Raw genomic sequence first — 15,570 nt, 5'->3', positions numbered from 1 at the left:
CAGCATTGTTATAGAGCTAGATCCAATTCATTAGCGGTAAAGGATCGTCTTCAATCCATTACCGCTATCGCTTCCTAAGCACCTGCACAAATAATAACGCTAGTGCCCTATATCCGTTACACCTGCTGCGTTTTTTTGTTGCTGTTGGCATTTCCGGATCTTCTCCAGCACCGTTTGCAGCGTATTCTGCTCGAGATACGCCTCATAATGCTGCTCCGCCTCATAGAAGAAGTGGTCCATGACGACTTGGATATTTGCAGATACGAGGCAATCCTCTTCCGGGTTGCCCGAGCACCAGTGCGGCTTCAGCGTACCTCCGGAGAGCGCCCGGTAAACCTGGGCGAGTGTAACCTCACCTGGCTCGCAGTTCAAAATATAGCCGCCGCCGATGCCTTCCTTCGTCTTCACAAAACCGTGCTTGCGCAAGGAGCTCATAATCTTGCGGATCCGCGTCGGATTCGTAGACACATTCCGAGCAATCGTCTCGCTGCTGGCCATATGGTCAGGTAAATAAGCTAACAGCACTAAGCTGTGAACCGCTACCGTAAATTCGCTGTTCATTTACATAACTCCCTCCCAAGAAGGATACTGTAATTTTATTTCATACAGTTGTTAAAGTCAAACCTTCCTCACTAAGCATAACATAGAGAGTGAGCTTAGGCATAGGCTCACCCTCATCTTTCACGCTTTCAAACCGTATGCGCTACGCCCTGGCAGCTTCATCCGGCCCACTTCCTAATGAATTGGCAATCTATCGGTGCTGTGCATAACCGCTGCCTTTGCTTATCTTTCTAATCTGCGCAAGCTCCGCTGCAGAAAGCTCCTCTGCCGCACTCGCTGCTATATTGTGCAGCAGCTGCTCCATGCTGCTTGCTCCGGGAATGACCGCAGCAACCGTAGGGCTGGCCAGCGCGAAGCGAATAGCCGTATGCGCCAGGTCTCTGCCGCTGCCCCCCTGCTCCAGCAGCGTCGCATACAGTTCACTAAGCTCTTCTTCACTGTATTCCAGATAACCTTTGGCCAATTTCGCAGCCCCTGTGCGGGTGAGGATCCCTTTGGCTACCGGACCGCGTGCAATCAGGCTTATTCCTTTCTCTTCTAGCAAAGGCAGCACCTGCTCCTCAGGTCTCCGATCTATAATGCTGTATTGGCTCATTACGCTTACGATATTGGACCGCTGCGCATACTCCCGAATGACGTTCGGACGAATGGAAGAGATGCCATAATACCGAATCAGTCCTTCCTGCTTTAGCTCCTCGAACGCCTCGATGGTTTCTTCAATCGGGTCCTCCAGCGTACCTCCGTGCAGTTGATACAAATCGATATAATCGGTCTGAAGCCTTCTTAAGCTATCCTTCACGGCTTCTTTGATATAGGCTTTGGACGGGTCCCATGTCCAGCCTTCCTTGCCAGGCTCCCACCGATTGCCTACTTTAGTCGCTATAATTACCTCTGATCGTCTGCCGTCAACCGCTTCGCCGACGATTTCCTCATTCAGCCCTTCATGATACAGATCTGCCGTATCGAGAAAATTTATTCCTCCTTCGAGCGCCTGATGCACCAGTGCGATCCCCTTCTCCTTATCCGTCCCAAGCGACATGCAGCCAAGCCCAATCTCGCTAACGTAGAGCTCTGATTGCCCTAGTCGATTTCTCTTCATGTTGGAACTCTCCTTTTCAATAATTATGGTTGTAGTCAAAACGTATCTACCTTTATATGGTCTATTGAAATGTCTGCTTTCTTCTCTTCCGTACCCGGCGACTTAGTCCATCATGCAGTGACCATCCTATCCAATATCCCGTGAAGCATTCGGATGGATAGCTCGCTTTGCCCAAACTGGCTGCGAATCTGAGATTCAGACTGTATGTATGGCGCAGCAATAAGCTCGCTGGACCAATGCTCGAACATCGCTGCCATGCAGGCAGGCGTCGTCTCCAAATGAAATTGCAGACCCAGTACATGCTCCCCGTAAGCAAATGCCTGTACCCTGCAAGCTTCTGCAGTAGCAAGCAGCTGCGTATGCTCTGGCAGATCGAAGGTATCTCCATGCCATTGAAACGAAACCAATTGCTGCGGCAAGTTGTCGAACCAGGGATGCTCCTCCTGGGTACGATTGATTGTGTGCCAACCGATTTCCTTATGCGCATTGCGATACACGGGGCTGCCCAGCAATTCGGCAATCATTTGAGCGCCGAAGCAGATTCCCAGCACTTTTTTGCCGCGCTGGATGGCATCTTGGACAAAGCGTTTCTCATCTGCAAGCCAAGGATGAAGCTCTTCCTCGTAGACGCTCATTGGCCCGCCGCAAATAATAAGCAAATCCAAGTCATCGAGTAAATCAAACGGAATTGCAATTGCGGGATCATATACAGACAAACGATACCCATTCACGTTGGCCCATGAACGAAACGCAAAGTCGTCATCAAATGAAAAATGCCGGAAAGCAACGATATTGTTCATCCTACTCGCCTCCAATACGCGCATGCTGCGTTTATTGAAGATTATTATAATCTCATTATCCGATAGAGGTAATATCACTTTCCCGAATAGTGGGAAACTAATCAACTATTTCATTTCAACGCTTCAGTTTGTAGCGGTACCCCAGCTCATTTGAGATCAAATCCGCATATTTCTTAACAAGGAAGCTGTTTTTTTCAACCGTATCCTCCGTAAACCTCAAGGTCGGACCGGCGACGTTTAGAGAGCCAATGACCATATTCTCATAGGAGAATATCGGTGCGCCAATGCCGGTCGTTCCCTCCGTTGCTTCTCCCGAGGTTACGGCGTAGCCACACCTATGAATCTTCTCTATTTCCTTCTCGATGTACTCCCGCGTCAGCGGCTTAAGAGTGGGCAAGGACCCCCAATCTGCCTCTTCCAGCATTTGCTCTTGCATCTTCCTCGGCAGGTAGGCAAGAATGACCCGGTTGGAAGCGCCGATGAACAAAGGCAGCTTGAGCCCGATCGGCTCCGATATTTTCAAAATTTGCGGCGAGTCTACGGAATCAATGTAGACGCCTTCCGTATTCTCACGAGTAGCGAGATATACCGTTTCCTTCGTCTTCTGGGAGAGCTCCTCCATAAAGGGCCTCGCAATCGTGCGCAGCATGAGGCTGTCCCACATTAGAAAGCCATATTTCATAATGGACAAGCCCAGCTTATACTTCTTCGTCTTCGCATTCTGAGCGACGAAGCCATGCTCCATCAAGGAGCTGAGTATGCGGTGGACGCTTTGCACGGGCATACCCAGCTCTCGGCTCATTTCCGTAACGCTCAGTTCCTTCTCTGTTCCTTCGGGGAGCAGAAGGTCCAAGATATGAATGGCTTTCGTAATGACACCGGACATCGTTTCTCACCTCCACCAATTGGAAAAAACATGTATATTGGTTTACAACTGCCATCATGCCGTGCTAAAAAACATTCGTTTTCTTCTAAACGTTGGTCCCTTTTCACCAGCTTTCCTGTATCCTAAAGGAAGGATAAGAATAAGGGAGAGGTGAATTGTATGGGGAAAAGAATACTTAAAATAGCGAGCCTGCTCGTCCTGGCCGCAGCTCTCCTGGTTGGAGGCTTCTTACTGTATATTACTTTATCTGATTATAAACCGAAAGAAGTGACCGAGCTTTCAATATCCAATCAGACCGGAGCGATTCTGGAGCAAGGCAAGCCGTTTACCGTAACGACCTTTAACATCGGTTACGCCGGCTTGGACAGCGAACAAGATTTTTTCATGGACGGCGGTAAGCATTCGCGCGCCAGCAGCAAGAAACAGACGGAAGCCAATCTCGCATCCATCGCGTCATTTATAAACAGCAGCCTTTCCAGCTTTTATTTGCTTCAGGAGGTGGACGTTCAGTCTTCTCGAAGCTATAAGATCGATCAGGCCGAATTTTTCTCCAAAGCCTTGAAAGACTACAGCTCTTCTTTTGCCTACAACTACAAAGTGCCTTGGGTGCCCGTACCGCTCTTTGAGCCCATGGGGAAAGTACATAGCGGCTTGCTAACGCTGTCTTCCTTCCAGAGCACGAGCAGCGAGCGCTACGATCTCCCCGGGAAGGAAAGCTGGCCGGTCCAGCAGCTTGATCTCGACCGCGCCTTTATCGCGAATAGGTTCCCTGTTCATAACGGCAAGGAGCTGATTCTGGTCAATTTGCATTTGTCAGCTTTCGATAAGGAAGGAAAGATTCGCAAGCAGCAGCTCGATTACTTGTCCGCTTATCTCAAGAAGGAGACAGGAAAAGGCCATTATATCATCGTTGGCGGCGATTGGAACCACGCCCTTCCCGGCACCGATTCGCAAAGCTTCGAAACGAAGCAGGACTGGCCAAATTGGCTGCAGAAATTTCCTGACGACTTTCAATTTGAAGGATTCAAATGGATGGTCGATAACCGCGTTCCAACCGTGCGGACGCTTGATATCCCTTATGCCGAGGGCGTTAACTTCAGAGCGGTCATCGACGGGTTTCTCGTTTCCGCCAATATTGAAATGAACCGTCTGCAGGGTACGGATCTGAAGTTTGCATTCAGTGACCACAACCCGGTAACGGCAGAGTTTGTCCTCCAATAAGCAAAGAAGAGTTCCGATCGTATGACCATCGGAACTCTTCTTTCTTACTCCATTATTCAACCTCTACAATAATGACAGCCCAGCGATTCCCATACGGACCAAGATCAATGGAACGCATATATTTCGGACTGATTAGGTCCACCCAATAGCTGCCCGGCTTCTCAAACTTAAGCTCGCCCGAATAGTTGCTGTTCTTAATTGGACTTTTAACAAAAAAATTCTCTACATAACCATGCACGGCAGGATCATATTTGCTTGCTCTTAAAGTCACTTCGTCAAATAATGGGCCTGACTGAAGAAGCTCCCCTGCAATCGTAAGGGATTCGCCAGCTTTAAGCTTAACATACCCTTGCGTTGGAGCAGTCAGTCTCGTATATCCCTCGGCATCTAGTGTCAAAGCAACCGGTATCGGCTCCGAAGGATTAACCTTGCGATACACGGTAACCTGTTCTTCACCTGCCGATACAGCCGTGAGGATGAGCGGATTGACGCCTGGTCGCAGCTCTGCGGTTAAGCTGACCCGGTTATAGAGGCGTCCATCCAGCTTAATATCTTTTTCAATGACTTTGCTTCCAGAGCTTGAGCCATACCAGCCCCCTGGCCCAAGCGAGCTCAAAAATTGGGGCGTATTCATATCCTTCTGATAAAGTATCGTAAACGTCGTCTGCGCTTCGGCGGTCGACCATTCACGCTTCTGCACTTCGATGATTTTCTCGCTCCAATTCCATGTAACGACTCCTTTATCGAGCGCAACCGCAATGCCTTGAAAAGTGTTAAGCGGCCTTATCGGCACGTAAGCACGTCCGCCTGAGATAAAAGGAACCGGAATCGTTTCATGCTGAAACGCTGTCCCGTCACTTGAATATATTTTGTCAGAACCGATCCGGTAACGCAGCTCCCCAAAAGACGGCATAAGCTTCTTGTTGATGACTACCCTAACCTCACGTTTGACCGCATTCCATTCAACCACATCCGCAGCGCCGCTTTGCTTTAACGTCCTAACGGGGACATATACGCGTCCATCGCGTAAAATCGGCTGGTCTACGCTAATTGGCTGGCCATCAAGCAAGCCCTTGGTTCCTTTAAGCTCAAAGGTTAGCTCATGCGGTATGCGGTACATTTTAGCCACAGTATCCGGCAATATGGCTTCGTCGAAAGCTGCCTCGCTTAAGGCGGACTCTGCGCCAGCGGTTCCTCCGGAGTAAGCAAGCCATACTGACAACAAAATTGCAGTAGATTTCATCCACTTTCTCATGCGGCACCTGCCTATTCTATTCATTTTATTCACATAGTTACATGACGTATAAAAAATGGGAAATGTTTCATACTCTAAACATCCCACGTATTCCCATTGCTCCAGGAAAGGCACGCAAAAAAGGCCAAGTAGATCGTTCCTCTACCGGCCCTTGCAGCATGCATCTATATTCATGGCTTCCCAAACTCACTCCTGCGGAAACGGCTTCCTTCCGTTAAAGCCATCATGCAGGCCATGATAGTGGCTTACGTGCGCTTCCCCTTCCTTCCAGCAAATGAGAATATCCTCGCCATCCAGAACGGCTGGAAAGTCGATCAGGCCCGGGGTGACCATTTTCAGGAGCACGCCTTTCCGCGCAAAATTATCGATCAGCAGATCAGCCTCCATCTTCATAAATTCCAGCTGGCTCTCCTGCTCGAAGAAAGGGTCCTTTCCGCCTGGCAAGCCTGCAAAGGCCTGCTCATAAGCAGCCTTCTCCTTGTGATAATCCACGTATCGGCTTTCAAACTCGCCTTTTAATTGTTGAAGCTGCTTCAAGTCCACTTTTAATTGCGGCAGCAGCTCATTGGCCTCAGCCAGCGTAAAGGTTCTGTTTCCCATCCCGTATCTACTCCTTATCCGATTGCATTTCTTCATATGATTAATTATAAGTAAATTAGGTAGACATACAAGCACAGGCTCCACTAGCTTAGTAAACCTGAATTTACTGCAGCATAGAACGCAAATCATCGATTACCAGCTCGAGGCGTGAATCTTCATGCTCTTTTTGATGAGCTGATTATCATTCATATCGTACGTCTCAGGCCTCACTCCATTTAATATACGTATAAATACGTTCTCCGGATGCAAGTCTTTCGGTTCCGTCAATACAATCGCATGCCCTCCCCTTTTCGTACAAGACGCACGAAATGCATTATAGGTTTGGCTTCGCTAGAAGGAATTTCCTTATTTTTAGCCAAATGTATGCTAATGTATAATTCAAACGATAGGTATATCTTGATCATAAGGGTATTGGAGGATCACCATCATGGACTTGAAAAAAATAAATTCGTTAACCAAGTATCCGAGTATTCTAACCTACCACAAGCTGGGCGAGAAAGGCCGATTAACAGAAGAACTGTCGGAGGAATGCGGCTATCTTCACGAAGCCGACTCCATTTATGTTTATGAGAAAGTAGACGGAGAGAACGCGAGGATCATCTTTTTTCAAAATGAAAACAAGGAAGTCGATTATCTGATAGGCTCGAGAGAAGAGCTCTTATATGCAAAAGGAGACCGGATTGGCAATCCCTACGGTAATATTGCTGAATTTCTTAAGCCTGTGGCGGAGCGGCTGCTTGGGCTTATTTTCAGCCAGAACGATTGGGCATTGACGGTGGTTTATCAGGAATCCTATGGAGGGAAGACGAAGGCAGCCAAACATTACACGGAGAGCAAAACACAAGGAAGCCGCGTGTTTGATATCTTCTCCCTTCCTAAAGAGGAACTCGAGCGCTTGCTAGCCTTGCCTCAGGAAAAGATAGCCGAATGGCGCGATCACGGAAACCAGCCTTTTTACACAGAAAACGATAAATTGGCATTTGTTCAAGCCGCTGAGCTCCCTTACGCCCCTTTGTTGAGCCAGGAAGCTGCGGCAAATTTCCCCACAACGCTTGAGGATACCTTTGCTTTCTTGCAAGCGTTCGAGCAGACCATGGTAGGCATGGATGCAGTGGGGAAATCAGAGGGGGTAATCGCCCGAACAGCCGATCGGAAACAAATTCGGAAAATACGGTTTGAGGATTACGAACGGACGTTCAGAAAATAGGGATAGCCTAGGCAGGAGGCTTTAAAGATGTCTGTTTCTTTTCTCGTCTAAATGGATATCCAGCGCCTTGTTGGCTCGTATCAAAAAAAGCCCTTATGATCGCATGGATCGCAAGGGCTTTTTAGAAGCATGAAGTTTCCTTTATTTTAAAGTGATCTCTTTTTTCCAAGTTAATGCTTTGCCCTGCTCATTACGGAACGTAAATGTGACCTCTCCTTGTTCATCTTTCATTGTGTCTGGATACATAAATCCTGAAAACTGTCCATTTCCGCTAATATAAAACCCGTCTCCTCCATTGCCCCCATGCTCAGCCGCTTCCTGCAGCGTATTTACGATCTGGTTCTTATCGGATTTCCACTGCATTTCTGACAAAGAATATCCTTCGGGCAGCTGCTTAACATGAAAATCGAAGCTGTTGCCCTCAATCGGTTTAGGCGTCTGGTCGATAATGATCAAAATTTCTTTTTCCGTATTCACGGAATCATTCGTCGCCGCACTTTCCTCCTGGCCAATTGGCGAAGGTACACTTTCAGACGCTTCCGTGTTCGCTTTGGTCCCGCAAGCACTGATCAAAAGCAGAACTAGCAATACAGCCAACCCATTGAACATTGGTTTCTTATTCATTTTCTCGTCTCCGCCTCCTCTAGTGTAAAGTAAAATGAAACGCCTCGGTTCGTGTTCCTAGCACCAAACTCGCTTCCATGCAGCTCCAAAATATTTTTCACGATGGCCAGCCCCAATCCGGTCCCACCGGATCTTCGGTCGCGAGAGCGTTCTGCCCGGTAAAATTGCTCCCATATTCGTTCAAAATCGTCTTCGGCTAGCGGAGGCCCCTCGTTTTCCATATGAGTTATGATTTTCCCGGGCGATAATCTTTGTATGTCTATTCGAATGATGCTGTGATCTGATCCATAACGGATAGCATTGCTGAGCAGATTTTGAACAACCTGCTCCATTCGTCTGGCATCTGCCTTTACCATCAGTTCCCCAGCCTCCTGAATCGTTACTTGAAGCTGCTTGCTTTCAAGCTGATAGGAAAAGGAGTCCGCCACATTCTGAATAAGTTTTGCCAGCGATAGCTCTGTGAATTGCAGCCGGACCGCTTTCGCTTCGTATTTGGAAAGCTCCAGCATATCCATAATTAACGCATTCATTCGATCCGTTTCATTCACGATCAACTGCAGGTATCGCTCTCTTTTGTCAGCCGCCACATCATCCTGCAGACCCTCTGCGAATCCTTTGACGATGCCTAGCGGCGTTTTGAGCTCATGGGAGATATTCCCGATTAGTTCCTTGCGCAGCTGCTCCAGCCTTTGTTTCTTGTCGATCTCCTCTTGAAGCTCTCTATTGGACTCGGTAAGCTGCTGCAATGCTGTATTTAAGTTTTCGGATAATGTATTCATGCTCCGCGATAAATCTCCAAATTCGTCCTTGGAATGGACCGTAGGCTGTATTGTAAAGTCCAGCTGCGCCATGCGCGTGGCCAATCGGCTAAGCTTAACTAACGGAGACGATACCAATCTCGAGAATGCCAAGGACAATAGGATCACAAGAACAAGAATAACTGGCGTCAAATAAATAAAGTATCGTTTCAAAATGCTGACGGCTTCCCCCACCGGCTGCAGCGAAGTCATCGCAATGGCATAGCGGTCCCCAGCTTCCCCTCCCGGAAGCGAGAGCATAACAACCGCATATTGAATCCCGCTCCAATTATCCGTCCACTCCATCTTAACAGGCAGGCCGTTAGCCAATCGCTGCTCGTTCTGATCGACCACCTGCATCCAATCCGACAAGGAGCTTTGGATAAGATTATCTTGATAGAAAGGATTGAACGACCGCTGCTCTGGAAGCAAAAGATCGGTTATTTTACCCTTCACGCGCATTAATCCTTCCCCAAGCTCTGACTCTGGCTGCTGCACCTTTACGAGCTGCATAATCGTATCCTCTTCATCCATAAAGAAGCCATCTACTACCAGGCTGTCACCAGTGCGAAGCCCCGAGGGGATATCTTTCATCATGGTGCCGTCCGATGACAAACGGATCGTAATCACTCGGGAATCTTGCAGCAGCTGGATAAAATAAGGATCGACGCTCACTCGCTCGAACTGATGGTTAACGATGGAAATGCTAGCATCATGATGATTCATAAAATGGCCGAGCAGTCGTGATTCGTCGATGCCCCCAGCAGGTGTTGCCGCATACTCGTGTCCGAATTGTACGACGCTGCTCTCCAGCTGGTCTATTTTGGATGCTCGGTAAAACCGTTCGAAAAACAGCCCCTCCGCCAGCATGACGAGAGTAAACACGACAAATATCATAGCAGCTGTGACCACGAATAGCTTAACTACAACACTGTTCCTTTTCATGGCTCAAGCTCGAATTTATAGCCAGAACGGATAACGGTTCGGATCAACCGTTCCTCGCTGCCCAGCTTGGCCCGTAATTTTTTGATATGGGTGTCCACGGTACGCAAATCGCCAAAATAATCGAATCCCCATACCGCATTCAAAATGTAGTCACGGGGCAGGACGGTACCGTAATGCTTCATCATAAAAATAAGCAAATCGTACTCCTTAGGGGACAGATTGACCAGTTCTCCGCCAACCGTTACCGCATGGGCTCGCTTATTGACAGCCAAATCGCCGAATGAGACGATATCGCCTTCACGGCCAAGTGTCCCTTCCGTTCTCTTTAATAAGGCATTCGCTCTGGCGACCAACACCTTGGGGCTAAATGGCTTGGTTACATACTCGTCCGCTCCAAGCTCAAAGCCCATGATTTGATCGTCATCCTCGGCTCTCGCCGTGATGATAATAATCGGCACATCCGATTTTTGGCGTATACGCCTGCATACTGACCAGCCGTCCACCTCTGGCATCATGATGTCCAGCACGACCAAATCGACGATCGTCTGCTCGAAGATATCCAGCGCTTGTCTCCCGTTCTCCGCCTCGTGCACTTCCCATTGTTCTTTCTTGAAATAATCCGTTATGAACTCGCGCATTAACGTATCGTCTTCTACCAGCAAGATGTTTCTCTTCATGATTTAACACTCCACATCTATCTGACATCACGCTTTCATCTGGAAATGAGACGCGTTTGCCTGTCAGCGTTTATACCCTTATCGATTTACAGCATAAACTGCAATTTTATGATCAAATACGCTGATCCAGATTTCACCGTCGCCAATCATAATCCCCTTCCAATTGACAAAGACTTTATCCACGTCCTGGGCAAGCAGCTTTTTCTTCACTTGGTCCGTTATGATTTGATTATACTTGGAGATAAATTGTTTTTTCGACTTAATTTCCACCGACGTTCCATCATGGTTGACCCGGAGCGGATAAGCGATTAAATTGGCAACCGTCTTTTTGTCGTTTGCAGCTACGGCCTTCTGTAATTTATTGAAAAACTCGATAAACGCCTTCGGGTCATCAATCCCGGCAATTTCGTATGGATTAGCTGCCGAGTCAACAGTAACCGAAAGGTTGGTGCCTTGCTGTGTGGCCGGGGCAATAACAGCGTGCTGTTTCATCGTAGTGCTTTTCTGATCGGCCCAAGCATGCCCCGTCAAAGTCGTTGCAGCAATCGTCAGGCTTGCTAAAAATATCGTTTTCTTCATATTTCTTAACCTCCGTCTCTTGTTTACATTTCCAAGTATAAAGTTTTCTTGTGTACGCCATGTGTACTCCAAATGCCCATTTGGACCCATGAGAGAACTCAAACCCTTACCATTTTGAATCGCCAAAAATTCGATATTATACCAGATGAGAAAAGCATTTAACATATCTACATTAAGGTAAAATGATCATTCCTTCTAAATATCACAACTTTGATCGGGGATTTTCCTTTAAAACCGAATAGACCATTACAAAGACTCAGTGCTAAGATAATCCATATATTACCCCATTAATTCTATTGGATAAATAAAGTATAGAAATCCAAATAAGAAGGAGGAAAACCTTCATTAAAATCAATACTTCATCTTGGGTGTAAGGATTTACAATATCCATCCTCTTTATGCTAATTACCGGAAGTTCTACTTTCTTTTTCCACCACTCTCTCCTTTAGCTGCAGATCAAGGCACGACTAAGTTGAAATCAGAATTGGAGCGTGATTATTGATGTCCAGCAGAAAATTAATTAAATTAGGTGCCATTATACAAGGGGTAGGTGCACATATTGGCTTATGGAGGCATCTAGATACGCCAGCAGACGCGAGCGTCAACCTCGAATTCTACAAGCAGCAAGCCCAAATTGCGGAAGCGGGAAAATTTGATTTGGTCTTCATCGCTGATGGGCTCTATATTAACGAACAGTCGATTCCACATTTTCTGAACCGTTTTGAGCCAGTCACGATTCTGTCTGCGCTTGCCGCTGTCACGAGTAAAATAGGACTAGTCGGTACCTTGTCAAGCTCTTATAGTGAGCCGTTCAACGTGGCCAGACAATTCGCTTCTCTTGATCATATCAGCGGCGGAAGAGCCGGCTGGAACGTCGTCACTTCACCGCTTGAAGGCTCAGCCTGGAACTTCGGCAAGAAGTCACATCCGTCCCACCCCACGCGGTATCGTATTGCAGAGGAATTTATCGAAGTTACTAGAGGATTATGGGATTCCTGGGAGGACGACGCTTTTATTCGTAATAAGGAAACCGGCGAGTTCTTCGACCAGTCGAAGCTGCACACCCTTCATCACAAAGGCGAGTTCTTCGCTGTGCAAGGCCCACTCAATATTTCACGTTCAAAACAAGGGCAGCCTATCATTTTTCAGGCGGGTTCTTCTGAGGCTGGCAAGAATCTGGCTGCCAAATCGGCCGATGCCGTATTGACTGAGCATGCGAGTATCGAAGATGCTATATCCTTCTACCGGGATGTGAAGGACCGCGCCAAGGCTTATGGACGCGCAGTGGATGATATCGCAATTTTACATGGCATAGGGGTCATCGTTGGACGCTCGCAGGAGGAAGCCGTAAGCAAATACGAGGAAATTGCGAATCTTGTGACGATCGAACGTGCGCTTGATCAATTGGGGAGATTCTTCGATCATCATGACTTCTCGCAGTACCCGCTGGATCAACAGTTCCCTGAGCTCGGCGAACTGGGGAACAATAGCCACAAAAGCAGTGCCGATCGAATTAAACGGCTCGCTCTGGAGAATAAGCTCACGCTGCGCCAAGTTGCCCTGCGCTCCGTATCGCCGCCAGGCGAGTTTATTGGAACTCCGGAGCATATTGCCGATTTGATCCAGCTTTATTATGAGAAGGAGGCCGCGGACGGCTTCTTCATTCAATCCGTTACGCCTAAGGCACTGGAGGAATTCGTCGAGTTGGTCGTACCCATCTTACAGGAAAGGGGCCTCTACCGGATCGAGTACGAGGAGGACACGCTGCGCGGTAATTTGGGACTCACGATTCCGCCCAACCGCTATACGGTCAATTCTGCGCGATATCGTTCATGAGCGATGTCGGGAGAATGGCGATCGGTCATTCGAGTGAAGGTTGCCTATCACTTATCGCGTTTTAAAAGATTTTTGTCTTCGAAAGCCGTAGAGAGAACAATTAAAACCGATGAGAATCCGAAGACATTACTCTTATCAAGCAAGTTGGCCAATGATGCTGTCGTTTCGGTTAGTACCTTCATTAAAAAGTTATACTCTCCGCTAGTTCTGTAGAGCTCAACAATCTCAGGAGATTCTTCGCAAAACGTGATGAAGTCCGGGCAGCTATTCGTTTTGAACATAACAAAGGCAGTTGTATGCATGCCAAGCTTTTGCGGTGATAATTGCACGCGATAAGCATTTATAATTCCTTGCTCTTCTAGTTTCCGAAGTCTCTCTGTTACGGCCGGTTGTGACATTGCGATCATTCTGCTCATCTCAGAAATGGGCATTCTAGCATTTTCATGCAACAAGGACAAAATTTTAGCATCAATCTGATCCATAAATATAAGCACCTCATTATGTAAGGTTTATTGGATAAAATAACGAAATATTTTAGCTATATACCCATAATCAGCTTAACAATATCATTTAAATCACTCCTTTTCCATAATAAAATGACACTATCCCCACGTAAAGGAGAATCCAGATGACCTTAACATTAAATGATCCTATATTCCTTGGTAGCTTGAAATTGAGAAATCGGCTAATCATGGCACCTCTTCAGCAATATAAAGGTACGCCAGAAGCATTACCTACAGGGCATCATATTAAACATTACAAGCGAAGGGCAGGCCATGTAGGCCTTGTTATTTTAGAATCCACCGCAATATCTTCAAGCGGAAGGCTATGGAAAAACGATATAGGTATTTTTACTGAGCCGCATGTAGAGCAACTTAGGAAAATTACCGAGGCGATTCATGAACATCATACTCCTGTCTTTATCCAATTATCCCATGGCGGAAGGAAATCATCACCCGAAGTTACCCATTCCTTAGTTGCCCCAAGTGCAATTGCATTCGACGAACATTATGGCACTCCAGAATCGCTCTCACTTGCTGGCATTAAGAACATCATTGAGGAATATCGTCTGGCGGCAAGGCGGAGCATAGAAGCAGGGTTTGACGGAATTGAAGTTCATGCCGCACATGGTTTTTTAATTCACCAATTTTCATCCCCTTTATCTAACCTAAGAACGGATTGTTATGGAGGCGATTCAGAAAATAGGTCCAGATTTTTAAAAGAAGTTCTCACTACAATCAGAAGCGAGGTTGGTCATGACTATCCTGTTATGATTAGGATTTCTGCAACCGACTATTGCCAAGGGGGCCTAACTGCCGAAGAGTGGGCGAAAATGCTAAAACCTCTCGAATCGATGTTAGACGCGATTCATGTCTCTACAGGCGGGCTTCTTCCTATTAAACCTAGTGAAGTGTACGCTGCTTATCAGCTGCCCTATGCTGCTGTAATCAAACAACATTTGAATATCCCGATTATTGCTGTGGGAAAAATTCATACCCGTAGTCTTGCCAATCGTATAATTGAAGACCAATTAGCCGATTGTATTGCCATTGGCAGCCCTTTTTTGGAGAACCCAGATTTTGCTGAGGGTTTATTGGTAAACTAAATAATATACGAATAACTGTAAACCTAAATCCCCCCTCATTCTTTAAAATTTTGTGTTTCCGCTAACTATGAATGTATGATTAAAAATACAAAAAAGCTCATTAGGTATCAAACCTAATGAGCTACTATTAACAATATTGGTGCCGATGAGAGGACTCGAACCTCCACGGTTTCCCTCACGATTTTGAGTCGCGCGCGTCTGCCATTCCGCCACATCGGCAATTTTGGAGAATAAATAATGGCGTGCCCTAAGAGATTCGAACTCCTGGCCTTTTGATTCGTAGTCAAACGCTCTATCCAGCTGAGCTAAGGGCACATTTTGTAATCATAAGGTGGAGGCGCCACCTAGACTCGAACTAGGGGTAGAGCTTTTGCAGAGCTCTGCCTTACCACTTGGCTATGGCGCCAACTTATTGGAGCGGAAGACGGGAATCGAACCCGCGACCCTCGCCTTGGCAAGGCGATGCTCTACCGCTGAGCCACTTCCGCATAACAATGGCTGGGGATTCAGGGATCGAACCTGAGAATGACGGAGTCAAAGTCCGTTGCCTTACCGCTTGGCTAATCCCCAACAATTTATGTAGTCATAATCATTTTAAGAATGGGGCGATCGAGGGGAATTGAACCCCCGAGTGTCGGATCCACAAACCGATGCGTTAACCACTTCGCCACGACCGCCATAATGATATTCAGGTACCTTGTCTAATTAGCGTCTGCCTCATAGACAAAAAATAAAACCCACAGTTGTGAGTCGACTGCTAATGCAAGCATTAGCAAGTTGCGCCCTGAAAACTGGATACGAAAGATCAGGCTTGCTGAAGCCTTGTTGCTGCTGTCTACCGGATGTATGGGTCACGGTAAACGTGTTTAGGATAAGC

Annotated in this window: 15 protein-coding genes and 6 tRNA genes; 4 read left to right on the top strand and 17 right to left on the bottom strand. The window is 47.1% G+C overall.

The features are described 5' to 3' along the window. Positions 1-99: 99 nt before the first annotated feature. From FJQ58_RS10090 to FJQ58_RS10075, 4 genes are all read right to left on the bottom strand, one after another. Complete coding sequence (locus FJQ58_RS10090) at positions 100-561, bottom strand: RrF2 family transcriptional regulator (RefSeq protein WP_139992909.1); 462 nt, start codon at positions 559-561, stop codon at positions 100-102. 190 nt (positions 562-751) lie between these two features. Next, complete coding sequence (locus FJQ58_RS10085) at positions 752-1,660, bottom strand: aldo/keto reductase (RefSeq protein ID WP_139992907.1); 909 nt, start codon at positions 1,658-1,660, stop codon at positions 752-754. 110 nt (positions 1,661-1,770) lie between these two features. Next, positions 1,771-2,460 (bottom strand): type 1 glutamine amidotransferase, encoded by a 690-nt coding sequence (locus FJQ58_RS10080; protein ID WP_139992905.1) that lies wholly within the window; start codon positions 2,458-2,460, stop codon positions 1,771-1,773. A 115-nt stretch (positions 2,461-2,575) separates the two neighbouring features. Continuing rightward, a complete protein-coding gene (locus FJQ58_RS10075; protein WP_139992903.1) occupies positions 2,576-3,346 on the bottom strand; it encodes an IclR family transcriptional regulator in 771 nt (256 codons plus the stop codon). Positions 3,347-3,505: 159 nt separating this feature from the next. Between FJQ58_RS10075 and FJQ58_RS10070 the strand changes: the two genes are divergently transcribed. Continuing rightward, complete coding sequence (locus FJQ58_RS10070) at positions 3,506-4,567, top strand: endonuclease/exonuclease/phosphatase family protein (protein WP_139992901.1); 1,062 nt, start codon at positions 3,506-3,508, stop codon at positions 4,565-4,567. 52 nt (positions 4,568-4,619) lie between these two features. On the opposite strand, the gene FJQ58_RS10065 is transcribed toward FJQ58_RS10070, so the two are convergent. After that, positions 4,620-5,822 (bottom strand): stalk domain-containing protein, encoded by a 1,203-nt coding sequence (locus tag FJQ58_RS10065; RefSeq protein ID WP_162341406.1) that lies wholly within the window; start codon positions 5,820-5,822, stop codon positions 4,620-4,622. A 186-nt stretch (positions 5,823-6,008) separates the two neighbouring features. Then, positions 6,009-6,422 carry a DUF2203 domain-containing protein gene (locus tag FJQ58_RS10060; RefSeq protein ID WP_139992897.1) on the bottom strand — a complete coding sequence of 138 codons (414 nt, stop codon included), beginning with the start codon at positions 6,420-6,422 and terminating at the stop codon, positions 6,009-6,011. Between the two features lie 427 nt (positions 6,423-6,849). Between FJQ58_RS10060 and FJQ58_RS10055 the strand changes: the two genes are divergently transcribed. Next, the gene (locus tag FJQ58_RS10055; protein WP_139992895.1) at positions 6,850-7,629 is read left to right on the top strand and encodes an RNA ligase family protein; all 780 of its coding nucleotides are present in this window, start codon (positions 6,850-6,852) and stop codon (positions 7,627-7,629) included. Between the two features lie 141 nt (positions 7,630-7,770). Here the strand turns inward: FJQ58_RS10055 and FJQ58_RS10050 are convergent, their stop codons facing one another. From FJQ58_RS10050 to FJQ58_RS10035, 4 genes are all read right to left on the bottom strand, one after another. Continuing rightward, complete coding sequence (locus tag FJQ58_RS10050; protein ID WP_139992893.1) at positions 7,771-8,253, bottom strand: hypothetical protein; 483 nt, start codon at positions 8,251-8,253, stop codon at positions 7,771-7,773. After that, complete coding sequence (locus tag FJQ58_RS10045) at positions 8,250-9,995, bottom strand: sensor histidine kinase (protein ID WP_139992891.1); 1,746 nt, start codon at positions 9,993-9,995, stop codon at positions 8,250-8,252. The genes FJQ58_RS10050 and FJQ58_RS10045 overlap by 4 nt, the downstream gene beginning before the upstream one ends. Continuing rightward, complete coding sequence (locus FJQ58_RS10040; protein ID WP_139992889.1) at positions 9,992-10,672, bottom strand: response regulator transcription factor; 681 nt, start codon at positions 10,670-10,672, stop codon at positions 9,992-9,994. The genes FJQ58_RS10045 and FJQ58_RS10040 overlap by 4 nt, the downstream gene beginning before the upstream one ends. Before the next feature lie 78 nt (positions 10,673-10,750). Continuing rightward, on the bottom strand, positions 10,751-11,251 hold the full coding sequence (locus tag FJQ58_RS10035) for a hypothetical protein (RefSeq protein WP_139992887.1): 501 nt from the start codon (positions 11,249-11,251) through the stop codon (positions 10,751-10,753). A gap of 501 nt (positions 11,252-11,752) precedes the next feature. On the opposite strand from FJQ58_RS10035, the gene FJQ58_RS10030 reads away from it, so the two are divergent. After that, positions 11,753-13,087 carry an LLM class flavin-dependent oxidoreductase gene (locus tag FJQ58_RS10030; RefSeq protein WP_139992885.1) on the top strand — a complete coding sequence of 445 codons (1,335 nt, stop codon included), beginning with the start codon at positions 11,753-11,755 and terminating at the stop codon, positions 13,085-13,087. Positions 13,088-13,134: 47 nt separating this feature from the next. On the opposite strand, the gene FJQ58_RS10025 is transcribed toward FJQ58_RS10030, so the two are convergent. Next, positions 13,135-13,569, bottom strand: coding sequence for an Lrp/AsnC family transcriptional regulator (locus tag FJQ58_RS10025; protein WP_139992883.1), 435 nt, complete (start codon positions 13,567-13,569; stop codon positions 13,135-13,137). 146 nt (positions 13,570-13,715) lie between these two features. Between FJQ58_RS10025 and FJQ58_RS10020 the strand changes: the two genes are divergently transcribed. Beyond that, the gene (locus tag FJQ58_RS10020) at positions 13,716-14,693 is read left to right on the top strand and encodes an oxidoreductase (RefSeq protein ID WP_139992881.1); all 978 of its coding nucleotides are present in this window, start codon (positions 13,716-13,718) and stop codon (positions 14,691-14,693) included. Between the two features lie 137 nt (positions 14,694-14,830). Here the strand turns inward: FJQ58_RS10020 and FJQ58_RS10015 are convergent. From FJQ58_RS10015 to FJQ58_RS09990, 6 genes are all read right to left on the bottom strand, one after another. Further along, positions 14,831-14,912 (bottom strand) — tRNA-Leu (locus tag FJQ58_RS10015). A 19-nt stretch (positions 14,913-14,931) separates the two neighbouring features. After that, positions 14,932-15,008, bottom strand: a tRNA-Arg gene (locus tag FJQ58_RS10010). Positions 15,009-15,025: 17 nt separating this feature from the next. After that, a tRNA-Cys gene (locus FJQ58_RS10005) sits at positions 15,026-15,099 on the bottom strand. A 7-nt stretch (positions 15,100-15,106) separates the two neighbouring features. Next, positions 15,107-15,181: transfer RNA gene (locus FJQ58_RS10000), tRNA-Gly, on the bottom strand. A 7-nt stretch (positions 15,182-15,188) separates the two neighbouring features. After that, a tRNA-Gln gene (locus FJQ58_RS09995) sits at positions 15,189-15,263 on the bottom strand. Between the two features lie 31 nt (positions 15,264-15,294). Beyond that, a tRNA-His gene (locus FJQ58_RS09990) sits at positions 15,295-15,370 on the bottom strand. Positions 15,371-15,570: the final 200 nt, after the last annotated feature.

Origin of the sequence: Paenibacillus paridis (assembly GCF_006345825.1) — a bacterium.
Lineage (GTDB): Bacteria > Bacillota > Bacilli > Paenibacillales > Paenibacillaceae > Pristimantibacillus > Pristimantibacillus paridis.
Note: the sequence above shows the minus strand (reverse complement) of the source record. Positions and strands in the feature narration are given on the sequence as shown.

Bases quoted from the DNA above. Each gene is read 5' to 3' on its own strand.
- FJQ58_RS10045 (WP_139992891.1), bottom strand. From the start codon at position 9,995: ATGAAAAGGAACAGTGTTGTAGTTAAGCTATTCGTGGTCACAGCTGCT.
- FJQ58_RS10050 (WP_139992893.1), bottom strand. From the start codon at position 8,253: ATGAATAAGAAACCAATGTTCAATGGGTTGGCTGTATTGCTAGTTCTG.
- FJQ58_RS10060 (WP_139992897.1), bottom strand. From the start codon at position 6,422: ATGGGAAACAGAACCTTTACGCTGGCTGAGGCCAATGAGCTGCTGCCG.
- FJQ58_RS10030 (WP_139992885.1), top strand. From the start codon at position 11,753: ATGTCCAGCAGAAAATTAATTAAATTAGGTGCCATTATACAAGGGGTA.
- FJQ58_RS10040 (WP_139992889.1), bottom strand. From the start codon at position 10,672: ATGAAGAGAAACATCTTGCTGGTAGAAGACGATACGTTAATGCGCGAG.
- FJQ58_RS10035 (WP_139992887.1), bottom strand. From the start codon at position 11,251: ATGAAGAAAACGATATTTTTAGCAAGCCTGACGATTGCTGCAACGACT.
- FJQ58_RS10080 (WP_139992905.1), bottom strand. From the start codon at position 2,460: ATGAACAATATCGTTGCTTTCCGGCATTTTTCATTTGATGACGACTTT.
- FJQ58_RS10065 (WP_162341406.1), bottom strand. From the start codon at position 5,822: ATGAGAAAGTGGATGAAATCTACTGCAATTTTGTTGTCAGTATGGCTT.
- FJQ58_RS10070 (WP_139992901.1), top strand. From the start codon at position 3,506: ATGGGGAAAAGAATACTTAAAATAGCGAGCCTGCTCGTCCTGGCCGCA.
- FJQ58_RS10020 (WP_139992881.1), top strand. From the start codon at position 13,716: ATGACCTTAACATTAAATGATCCTATATTCCTTGGTAGCTTGAAATTG.
- FJQ58_RS10090 (WP_139992909.1), bottom strand. From the start codon at position 561: ATGAACAGCGAATTTACGGTAGCGGTTCACAGCTTAGTGCTGTTAGCT.
- FJQ58_RS10085 (WP_139992907.1), bottom strand. From the start codon at position 1,660: ATGAAGAGAAATCGACTAGGGCAATCAGAGCTCTACGTTAGCGAGATT.
- FJQ58_RS10075 (WP_139992903.1), bottom strand. From the start codon at position 3,346: ATGTCCGGTGTCATTACGAAAGCCATTCATATCTTGGACCTTCTGCTC.
- FJQ58_RS10055 (WP_139992895.1), top strand. From the start codon at position 6,850: ATGGACTTGAAAAAAATAAATTCGTTAACCAAGTATCCGAGTATTCTA.
- FJQ58_RS10025 (WP_139992883.1), bottom strand. From the start codon at position 13,569: ATGGATCAGATTGATGCTAAAATTTTGTCCTTGTTGCATGAAAATGCT.